General features: G+C 50.0%; 6 protein-coding genes. 1 reads left to right on the top strand and 5 read right to left on the bottom strand.

The features are described 5' to 3' along the window. Positions 1 to 1,204 precede the first annotated feature (1,204 nt). The 5 genes from IMW75_RS17300 to IMW75_RS17280 all read right to left on the bottom strand — a co-directional run bounded on the left by IMW75_RS17300 (position 1,205) and on the right by IMW75_RS17280 (position 5,291). Positions 1,205 to 1,909, bottom strand: a complete 705-nt coding sequence (locus IMW75_RS17300; protein ID WP_205893306.1) for a hypothetical protein — start codon at positions 1,907 to 1,909, stop codon at positions 1,205 to 1,207. A gap of 56 nt (positions 1,910 to 1,965) precedes the next feature. Then, positions 1,966 to 2,586: a DUF4823 domain-containing protein gene (locus tag IMW75_RS17295; RefSeq protein WP_205893305.1), complete on the bottom strand. Its 621-nt coding sequence runs from the start codon at positions 2,584 to 2,586 to the stop codon at positions 1,966 to 1,968. A 278-nt stretch (positions 2,587 to 2,864) separates the two neighbouring features. Next, positions 2,865 to 3,575, bottom strand: coding sequence for a recombinase family protein (locus tag IMW75_RS17290; RefSeq protein WP_205893304.1), 711 nt, complete (start codon positions 3,573 to 3,575; stop codon positions 2,865 to 2,867). Positions 3,576 to 3,740: 165 nt separating this feature from the next. Beyond that, positions 3,741 to 4,190, bottom strand: coding sequence for a DUF2846 domain-containing protein (locus IMW75_RS17285; protein WP_205893303.1), 450 nt, complete (start codon positions 4,188 to 4,190; stop codon positions 3,741 to 3,743). A gap of 333 nt (positions 4,191 to 4,523) precedes the next feature. After that, positions 4,524 to 5,291 (bottom strand): sulfite exporter TauE/SafE family protein, encoded by a 768-nt coding sequence (locus tag IMW75_RS17280; RefSeq protein WP_205893310.1) that lies wholly within the window; start codon positions 5,289 to 5,291, stop codon positions 4,524 to 4,526. Between the two features lie 148 nt (positions 5,292 to 5,439). Between IMW75_RS17280 and IMW75_RS17275 the strand changes: the two genes are divergently transcribed. Continuing rightward, positions 5,440 to 6,309: a LysR family transcriptional regulator gene (locus IMW75_RS17275; RefSeq protein ID WP_205893302.1), complete on the top strand. Its 870-nt coding sequence runs from the start codon at positions 5,440 to 5,442 to the stop codon at positions 6,307 to 6,309. Positions 6,310 to 6,314 lie beyond the last annotated feature (5 nt).

Here is a 6,314-nt window from a genome sequence, read left to right as displayed (position 1 = left end):
GACTCAGTTCAATTTGTTCGTCTTCACTGAGCACGATGTCCTGAGAGTTCATGTGATCACTCCAAGCACTGACTGACCACATAAGCATAGCTCAGGTTAGAAACTTATTTCAGAGACAGCACACTAGAGCGTGCTGGCTGTGAAGGTCCAGAAAAGTAGCTAGGGGGTTAGGGAGAAGAAGACATCGACTGGCAGTGGTTGGCTTGTGTGAGCACCAAGCAAGCAGACCTAGATCTATCGAAAGGGGTAACCCCACAGCATCGCTTCTATCTAATTGGTACATTTCCGGCTTTACGCATTGCATCTACTGCATTTCAGGCGTTTGCCGTTCATCGGGATGAAGCCGTGTGCAGAGGCTGAGGAGATGACATCTTGATACGTGCATGGGTTGAGGAGTGAAGACAAGCTTCCATCTACCAGTGTAAGAGTGTTTAAGGACAAAGAGAAATGATGTTGTTCTCAGGGTGCAGAGTATTCCTCTTTCACCCCTTAACTATTGGAGATCCTTTCTGCCCCCATATCATGAGGCCATATTACATCGGAGCGATTAGCTAGGACTTTGCATGTTATCGTAATTGACAGGCTCTCCATCGCCTGACTTCTGAATGAAACCAACAATCGAAGGATCGGTTCTGATGGTTAAGACGTAGTGGACCACATTGATTTCAGATTCAGAGAGACATTTCTTCAACCCTTCAATATATCCTGTTTAATCTCTAGGCGGGAGAGTGTGTAGCTTGGATCCCCCGACCAATTCACATCCCCCGAACCAGATCTCTTCCAGTGTTTACCAGACAGGATCGAATAGAAAGCTTGATGCTGATGTGTGTCGCCGTCAGTAAATGCGATAGCCAGAGTACAGTTGGTCATTAGAATCGCCTTGTGGAGTTAGGTAGCCCGGCGACATTACCGCCAAACGCTCAGGCACACAACGACTATAAACGGTATCGTTTACCGAGACGTTACCCTTGCCCTTGAAGCTCCGTTCACGCGCCCTTTTAAAGCGGAAGCAGATACATATAAGAAGAACAACCTCCTCAAAAGAGTGACTCGACGAACCCGGCTCACGAGTAAACTGTTTGCAGCTTCTGCTGTAAGCTCATTCATTTCTCCGACTATCAATTAGAGTAGTTTGAGTGCCCTTCCGTATGAAATGTGCCAATGGGTTTCGCGCGACGTATCCGGGTCGTTTGAATGATGTTTACTATAAGGCAGCGTAAACTGCGTCGAAGTCTTTACACGCCTGATCAACGTTATACTTCATCATCAGCGATGCAGATAGTTTAACCAACTGATCGAACAGCACATGTCCGGACGGAATAGTACACTGACTAAGACTGTTATAACCGTCACCCCCATACACATACACCGTGTAAAAAACGCTACCGGCCTCCCGGTTCAATCCAGCCGTTAAATATTTAATCGGGTGCGGGACAGACGCCTTGCGCAAGGAAAACTCTAGCGTATCTTCAAAAGGAGTAAACATAGCTGATGTAGACATAACAAAGAGGCGGGCGATATCAAGGGCATCTTCAACTTGTTCCAGCGTCGGCGCTTTAAACTCGTGTTCCAAGGTGTTACGCAGCTTAACGATTTTACGTAAAAGCTCAGGCGCCAACAATCCTAACCCTCTTAACCTCGCAACCTTTTCCGGAACATCTAGCTTAAAGGATTCACAGCCGAAGGATTTTAACAGCCGATCCATCTGGCAAACTATTGCTCGCTTGGTGTTTGATATGGAGTTTATCAGCGCCGAAAGGCCGCCCCGCTGAAAGTCCTCTTCTGCTAAGATAAGTAATTCAGCCGGGGAGATGTCCAGCTCGATTAAATTAAAACTTCCCCCGACTAGAGTCACTCCACACCTACTCAAATCGATAGCGTGTTCGACGCAAAATCCTTTGATATCCATTTCCCCTCCGGACCGTAGAGCCTAACTGGTTAGAGAAACTGCTTAGCTCGCACCTCTCACTTTGAGATTAACGCGACCACGTCATCTGCAAATTGTTGTTGCAGTAGGGATGCTGGATTGGCATTTCCCCACTCCAAAAATGCGCTACCCATCGCGGAAGATTTAGCGATATACATGAATGAGCGCTGTGCCTCGGGATCAGTAATTGGGTAGAGACTTACACGAAGCGAGATGCGATCTGGAATCCCCGACCAGCCGGTAGCTCTATCCTCGTATTCGATGATCTGTGAATCCAGCATGAATTGACAGCCTGCCACCTGGGCCTTCGCTGGGTCATCAATCACAAACGAAGTACGGCCAGACTTTTCGACTCCTGATCGCACCTTCTCTGCAATTAGCTTTCCGGCTCCGACGTAGACATGTTGCTGAAATGAAGGATCGCCGGGGGTTTTGATGCAGATAGGAGAATGGTTGGCGGCTATATTAGATGTACCAGTGGCTTTGGTGGATTCCGCGTCAGGGATAGAGATACAACCTGTCAACATCAGAAAAGGTGGGATGAGATAGAGAGGGATTAATAAAGTCACGTTGAGCTTCCGAGCGTCCGTAAAATGCAGGTTTAGCATGATGTCATTTTGATAGTCAATGGCTGTTCTCCGCGTTACGCGAGCTACCATTTTAGGTTCTGTTGATGTGACACTTTTCTATTCCGCCGTACTACCTGAATTTTCAAAATTGGCCATGGTAGGCAAGCAGGAATATGGGGGATTGAGCAGATGAAAATATCACAAGGGTTATCTGGCCAATCGGCAGGAACCGACACTATCGAGGTCGGCATCAAGGGTAAGTTGCCAGCCTCAGAACCTCTATCCTGGCTTTCCTTGAAATATCCGTCGGGCATACAAGGCAACAACACTAGCGTTTCCTATACGCGACTGAAGGAGCTTGCAGAGGGTCATACTGGCTTCTTCAGCTCCAATCCTAGACGCTGCATAACGCGCATTACAGCAGTGGGGGACCAGTTGCCGCCACGCGCAGTAGGAATGCCACGAGAGATGAGGCAATCAGCAACTGCCTGTAGGCTGGCGGCCCCTTTGAGAACGCACAGTTCGATGGCATCCTTTACCAAGGCTGCACGAACATCTGCTTGCTGGCGCTGGGTGTCGTGCCCCTTGGTTCTGTTCAACATGCTACGACCCTTCCGCAACTTATCCTCCCGGTTGGCTATGCTGTGCAGGGCATCGATATCACCAGCTTCTGCCCGCACATCCAGAGACTTCAATGCGGCCTTGGTACGTTCGCTGACGAAGGTCCGCTCCTGCTCAGCCAGCACAGCGTAGATATGCAGCTGGAGCGTATCAGCGGTGGGCATCGTGGCTACCCGGAACTTGTGGCGCTTCATCAGACCAGCGATATGTTCAACGTCCCGACTCATCCGATCCAACTTGGCTACCACAACAGGACGCCCATCAGCGAACGCCTTGGCCCCTGATGGACGCTCCAGGGGGTGAATCGAGCCAGATACGCCCACATCCTCGTATTCGGCCACCACTACCCAACCTTGCTGTTCGGCAGCGAACTTCACGTACTCCCGCTGTGCATCGAGGCCGAGGCCGGACTCACCCTGGCTTTTCGTGGATACACGGTAGTAGGCAACAACCTCCATGCTGGTGACTCCGTAAAGTGGGGTGACGGCTTTATTTTACAACTGTTAGAACGACCGTCCTTGTCTAGTCAAGGGATAGAGATGTAATCAGGCGCACAGGCTATAGATTGAACTCTGCACGCATCCTGCGAACTCACTCATTGTGTCCGCAGGGCCATTTAGATTTTACTGAGAAACAGCTAGCTCACATTTTTGCAGATGCGCTTGACCGACCGCTTCAGGTACCACTTCAAGACTGGCCCCGCCGACGAACACCCCAAATTTGATCGATTGACGTACGTAGTAGTTTTTGCCAGCTACAGCCACCAGTTTGATTACGTTGTCGCTGAACTCTGACTCTGTACCAAGCGTATGGGTTCCGGGACTGATGAGTCGGTAGAAGTAGACACGATTAGCTGTCTCACCAATAAATTTGCCGTCCACTGTAACTGACTTCTTCAAACCCTGTCCGGCGAAACTATCCCTGTAAATGTATAGCCCGGCTTGGTCCGCAGGGGGTGCTGAGAAGGTCTTGAGCGCAGCATCTTCATTAGGGGCATCCATTGGCACAGACGCGCACCCGGTGAGGATAGCGAAGCCAATAGCGGCTCCGAAGAGCTTAATGTGAAAGTGCATGATGAGTCCCTTATCATTCGGTGCTGTTGAGGTGGGGACGAAACAACGTCGCCCTAGGTGGCATTATGCCACGATGTCGCAGCTGTTTCGACCACTGAGCACCAAAGCGTGTGTAGGCTGCGGCAACGGCTGAAGCTGCTGAGCAATAGGTGTTCAAGATCCAATGCAGCGTTATGCATTTCCCCGCCTGTTTGCAAACTGGGTTGGTGAAATGCTTTGCTTTTATCTGTCGAAATCGAAGGCGCCAGCGTTCAGATCATCTCAGCGGTGAACTCTGACGGGCAAGCGTGCTTGCAGTGATTTTTGTAAATCTCTGCGCTTCGAAAATAGCGATTAACCTGATATCGACATTCCCATCCTCGCGATGAGGAACAGCAGTAGAATCAGAAAAAATACTCGAATAAATCCGCTGCCATACCGCAGGGCTAGAAATGCCCCGGTGAGCGAGCCTGCGATATTGCACAGACCAACGACTCCGCCGACAGCCCATAAAATGTTGCCCGACGGAATAAAAAACAGCAGTGCGGCGCTGAATGTCCCCAGGTTAACCAGTTTTGCAGAAGCTGAAGCATTTAAAAAATCAAACCCGAAAAACTTCACAAAAACAAAAAGAAGCAGGCTGCCGCTGCCCGGCCCGAAGACGCCATCATAAAAGCCGATTAAACCTCCGAAAAATACGCCAAGCAGGAGTTCTCTTCTGCCGCATTGTATGTCAGTGCTGAATCGGCCTAAGTCCTTTTTGATAAAGGTATAGATCGCCATTGCCACCAAGATGATAAAAACTGCATATTCCATAAACCTTTTCGGAATGAGAGAAACCGATAGCGCGCCAAGGTAGGCGAATATAAATGATGAAATCATGGTTGGAAGCATGAGCTTCCATACAATTCTAACTCTCCTCACGTAAGTGGATATGGAGCAGAGGTTGCCGGCCAGGACAGCCAGTTTGTTGGTTCCGAACACCGTAGCCAGACTATGGCCAGGTAGCGCGTGTATCAGTGCCGGCACCTGGACCAGTCCACCTCCGCCAACCGCAGCGTCAATCAAACCGCCACAAAAAGCAAAAAAACCTAGCGCGATTAGAACTTGCTCGACGTCCATCAGGTATCCAGTGATTAATGCGGCCATGGGCTTCTATTAAATGGAAGAGCATTAGAAGCAGGCCAGGCCCGCACACTAATTACTTGAGGAGTGCGCAACAAGTGCTTTATAGTGATTCAAGCATTCACTTAAAATGAGCGATATTTAAATGGAGCTGTCGCAGCTGAACATGTTCAAGGTGGTCGCTGAGCAAGGCAGTATCGTTCGGGCGTCCGAATTGTTACATTGTGTTCCTTCAAACATAACAAACAGAATAAAGTTGTTGGAACAAGAGCTGGGCGTATCGCTTTTTATCAGGCAGGGCAGGGGGCTTGTGATCAGCCCCTCCGGGAAGTTGTTTCTCGGCTACACAAATAAAATCCTTTCGTTGTGCCAGGAGGCTCGCGGAGCGCTGGATCCTGGGGCTGAGCCGTCAGGGGTATTGAACATTGGTGCAATAGAGTCTGCCGCCACCGGCAGGTTGCCCAAACTGTTATCCAGGTTTCATCAGCATCATCCCGCTGTGCAGATGCAATTCAGCACAGGGGTATGGTCGCAGTTAGTGAATGACGTCCTCGCTCATAAACTGGACGGTGCGGTGATTGCGGTCAAAAATCAGCATCCGGATATAGATCACATGGAAATCTATAAAGAGGAGCTGGTGTTAATCGCTTCACCCCGCCTCGGAAAAATCCACACCCCGCAGGATTTGAGGGGCAAGGCCGTATTCATGTGGCCCGAAGGATGTCCTTACCGAACAGCGCTGACGAGCTGGCTAGGTGAGCATCGAGTACCTGCTGCCATTACCAGCATAGCGAGCTACGGCACTATCCTCGGTTGTGTGAGCTCTGGAGCAGGCGTTTCCCTTGTGCCACGCGGTGTTTTTGAGCAGTTCAGGATGATCGGAGACCTGGAAGGGCACACCTTTGCCGACCTGATGCCGGTCCGGAATTATTTCATATGGAACAGGCACTCAACGGCGCATCGCGCGCGCGACGCGTTTGCAGACTTGCTGAAGGATGAGTTCAAGCCGATCTGAAAATA

This window comes from Pseudomonas gregormendelii (assembly GCF_017114825.1).
Taxonomy (GTDB): Bacteria; Pseudomonadota; Gammaproteobacteria; order Pseudomonadales; family Pseudomonadaceae; genus Aquipseudomonas; species Aquipseudomonas gregormendelii.
This window is presented reverse-complemented; position numbering and strand designations above follow the sequence as displayed.

What these genes read in the sequence shown, in the direction of transcription:
- IMW75_RS17300 (WP_205893306.1), bottom strand. Translation starts at nt 1,909, where the DNA reads ATGGATATCAAAGGATTTTGCGTCGAACACGCTATCGATTTGAGTAGG.
- IMW75_RS17295 (WP_205893305.1), bottom strand. Translation starts at nt 2,586, where the DNA reads ATGGTAGCTCGCGTAACGCGGAGAACAGCCATTGACTATCAAAATGAC.
- IMW75_RS17290 (WP_205893304.1), bottom strand. Translation starts at nt 3,575, where the DNA reads ATGGAGGTTGTTGCCTACTACCGTGTATCCACGAAAAGCCAGGGTGAG.
- IMW75_RS17285 (WP_205893303.1), bottom strand. Translation starts at nt 4,190, where the DNA reads ATGCACTTTCACATTAAGCTCTTCGGAGCCGCTATTGGCTTCGCTATC.
- IMW75_RS17280 (WP_205893310.1), bottom strand. Translation starts at nt 5,291, where the DNA reads ATGGACGTCGAGCAAGTTCTAATCGCGCTAGGTTTTTTTGCTTTTTGT.
- IMW75_RS17275 (WP_205893302.1), top strand. Translation starts at nt 5,440, where the DNA reads ATGGAGCTGTCGCAGCTGAACATGTTCAAGGTGGTCGCTGAGCAAGGC.